At 63.2% G+C, this 2,809-nt stretch carries 3 protein-coding genes; 2 read left to right on the top strand and 1 reads right to left on the bottom strand.

The genetic code is table 11. From position 1 onward, the window contains the following. A partial coding sequence (locus WB528_RS13375; protein ID WP_423888888.1) for a Bug family tripartite tricarboxylate transporter substrate binding protein occupies positions 1 to 547 on the top strand: 547 nt, incomplete at its 5' end. After that, complete coding sequence (locus tag WB528_RS13370) at positions 547 to 2,187, top strand: FAD-dependent oxidoreductase (RefSeq protein WP_423888887.1); 1,641 nt, start codon at positions 547 to 549, stop codon at positions 2,185 to 2,187. The genes WB528_RS13375 and WB528_RS13370, both read left to right, overlap by 1 nt. A 29-nt stretch (positions 2,188 to 2,216) precedes the next feature. Here the strand turns inward: WB528_RS13370 and WB528_RS13365 are convergent, their stop codons facing one another. Beyond that, complete coding sequence (locus WB528_RS13365) at positions 2,217 to 2,612, bottom strand: helix-turn-helix domain-containing protein (protein ID WP_422252204.1); 396 nt, start codon at positions 2,610 to 2,612, stop codon at positions 2,217 to 2,219. Positions 2,613 to 2,809: the final 197 nt, after the last annotated feature.

Raw genomic sequence — 2,809 nt, 5'->3', positions numbered from 1 at the left:
GACTGCTTACGCCAAAGCCAATCCGGGGCTCGCCTACGGCTCGGCCGGCAATGGCAGTCCGCATCATCTCGGCGCTGAGATGTTGCGGGAGAGACTTGGCATCGACGTCCATCACGTGTCGTATCGCAGCAGCGCTGCGGCGCTGCTTGACCTCATCGCCGGGCGCATCGCCTTCATGGTGGTGGACCTCCAGCCGGCGCTGCCGCTATTCCGCGAGGGAAAGATAAGGGTGCTCGGGGTCACGACCCCGCAAAGGGTAGCTGTCGCACCCGACATTCCGACGCTGGCCGAACTGGGTATCGATGGCTTCGAATTGGTAGCCTGGGTCGGCGTGGTGGCGCCGGCTCACGTGCCGCAACCGATCGTCGAGCAACTCGCGGCGCAGATCGAGAAACTGACGAGCGATCCTGCGACGATCGCGCGATTGACCGTGCTGGCGCTCGAGCCGGTCTCTGGCTCGACGCCGGAGCGCTTCAGGGCTTTCGTCAGGACCGAGGTCGACCGCTGGGGCATCATCGTTCGCAATTCGGGCGCCGAGTTGGAATGATGTCCGAAGCCATCGACGTGGAAGTGCTGATCGTCGGCGCCGGGCCGGTGGGTCTGACGCTGGCGATCGATCTCGCGTGGCGCGGGATCGACGTTACGGTGGTCGAGACGCGCGCGCCGGCCGAGCCGCCGGAGCCGAAATGCAACCACGTCGCCGCCCGCACCATGGAGATTTTCCGGCGGCTGGGCCTGGCGGAGAAGGTCCGTAATTCAGGCCTGCCGGCGGATTATCCGCACGACATCAGTTACCGCACCACCTTTACAGGACAGGAGCTGACGCGAATTTCGATTCCCTGTCGCCGCGACCGCTTCACCCGCAAGGACGGCCCGGATTGCAACTGGCCGACGCCGGAGCCGCCGCATCGCATCAACCAGATTTTCCTCGAACCGATTCTGTTCGAGCATGCGGTCGCCGACAAGCACATCCGCATCATCAACCGCACCTCGGCCGAAGAAATCAGGATAGGGGATGCATTCGCTGACCTAACCTTGCGCGATCTCGAGACAGGAGCGGTGAAATCGATGCGCTGCCGCTACCTGATCGGGTGCGACGGCGCGCGTTCGGTCGTCCGCAAGGCCATCGGCGCCGAGTTTGTCGGTGACGCGGTCGTGCAGCGCGTGCAATCGACCTATATCCGCGCGTCCGATCTGCTTCGTCGGCAGCGCTATGCGCCGGCATGGGGCACCGGCGCCATCAATCCGCGCCGCTCCGGCATGGTGTATGCGATCGACGGCCGCGAGCTTTGGCTGGTGCACAACTACATGAAGCCGGGCGAGGGCGACTTCGATTCGGTCGATCGCGACGCCTGTCTTCGCACCATCCTCGGGGTTGGTCAGGATTTCAAATACGACGTCATTTCCAAAGAAGACTGGTACGGGCGGCGGCTGATCGCGAGCCGATTTCGCGACCGCGGCGCTTTCATTGCCGGCGATGCCGCGCATATCTGGGTGCCCTATGCGGGCTACGGCATGAACGCCGGAATTGCCGACGCGACGAACCTGTCCTGGATGCTGGCGGCGTATCTCAACGGCTGGGCGCCCGCTTCCATTCTCGATGCCTATGAGGCCGAGCGGCTACCGATCACGAGCCAGGTGTCGCGATTTGCGATGTCGCACGCCGAAGCCGAGATCCGCCGCCGCGGCGCCGTGCCCGACGCCATCGAAGATGCGAGCGAGGAGGGCGAGCGCGCCCGGCAGGAAACCGGGCGGCTCACTTACGAGATCAATGTTCAGCAATATGCCTGCGAGGGTCTGAACTTCGGCAGCTATTACGATCGCTCGCCGATCGTCGCCTATGACGGCGCCGAGCCGCCCGTCTATACGATGAATAGCTATACTCCTTCCACCGTGCCGGGGTGCCGGACGCCGCATCTGTGGTGCGCCGATGGCGCCTCGCTCTACGATGTCATGGGGCCGGAATTCACGCTGCTGCGATTTGACCCGGCGGTTGATGTCGTGCCGCTGGTGCAAGCGGCCGGGATACGAAAACTACCGCTGAGGGTGATCGACGTGACGGCGCCGGCTGCGATTGCCCGTCAAGGAGTTCTGGTGCTGTCGCGGCCCGACCAGCATGTGGCCTGGCGCGGCCATTGCGCGCCGGCCGATCCGCTTGCCCTGATCGATCGTATCCGCGGCGCTTGAGTATCGCGCGGCCGCGGGGTTGGTCCCGATCAGTCCTCGTTCGCCGCGATCGATTCCATCAGGGATACGAGCTGACGCTGGACGGTCTGGTCCTTGATCTTGCTGTAGGCGCGTAGCAGCCTCAGGCTGAATGCGCTGTCGAGGAACAGCAGGCTCTCCACCTCACGCGCCTTGCCGTCGCCGTCGTAGAAGAAGGTGACGGGCACATCGAGCGCGGTTGCAATCTGCTGAAGGCGGGCGGCGCCGACGCGATTGACGCCCTTCTCGTATTTCTGAACCTGCTGGAAGCTGACGCCCAATTGCTCCCCAAGCTCGGCCTGAGAAATCTTCTGCTCCACGCGCCGCAAACGAATCCGCTTGCCCAGCTCAATGTCGGGCTTGCCGGCGCTGCGTTGCTTCATCTTTTTTGCTATGGATTTATTCATACTGCTTCTACCGTCCTTCGCTCCTGAAGCGCCTGGATACCCGGGTTCGGAGGCACCCATTATATATGGTTCCAGACCCACTTCGAATGCATCAATCTCTGCCCAAACCCCCGGAAATCTACGGGAATTTGCCTCCTTTCGGAAGACGGCTCAACCGCCGCCCCAAGATGAATGACGCGCGTAATTCGACCATCAAA

This window comes from Bradyrhizobium sp. (assembly GCF_049586575.1).
In the GTDB taxonomy this organism is placed as follows: Bacteria; Pseudomonadota; Alphaproteobacteria; order Rhizobiales; family Xanthobacteraceae; genus Bradyrhizobium.
The sequence above is the reverse complement of the archived record's forward strand: the minus strand, read 5'-3'. Positions and strand labels throughout refer to the sequence as shown.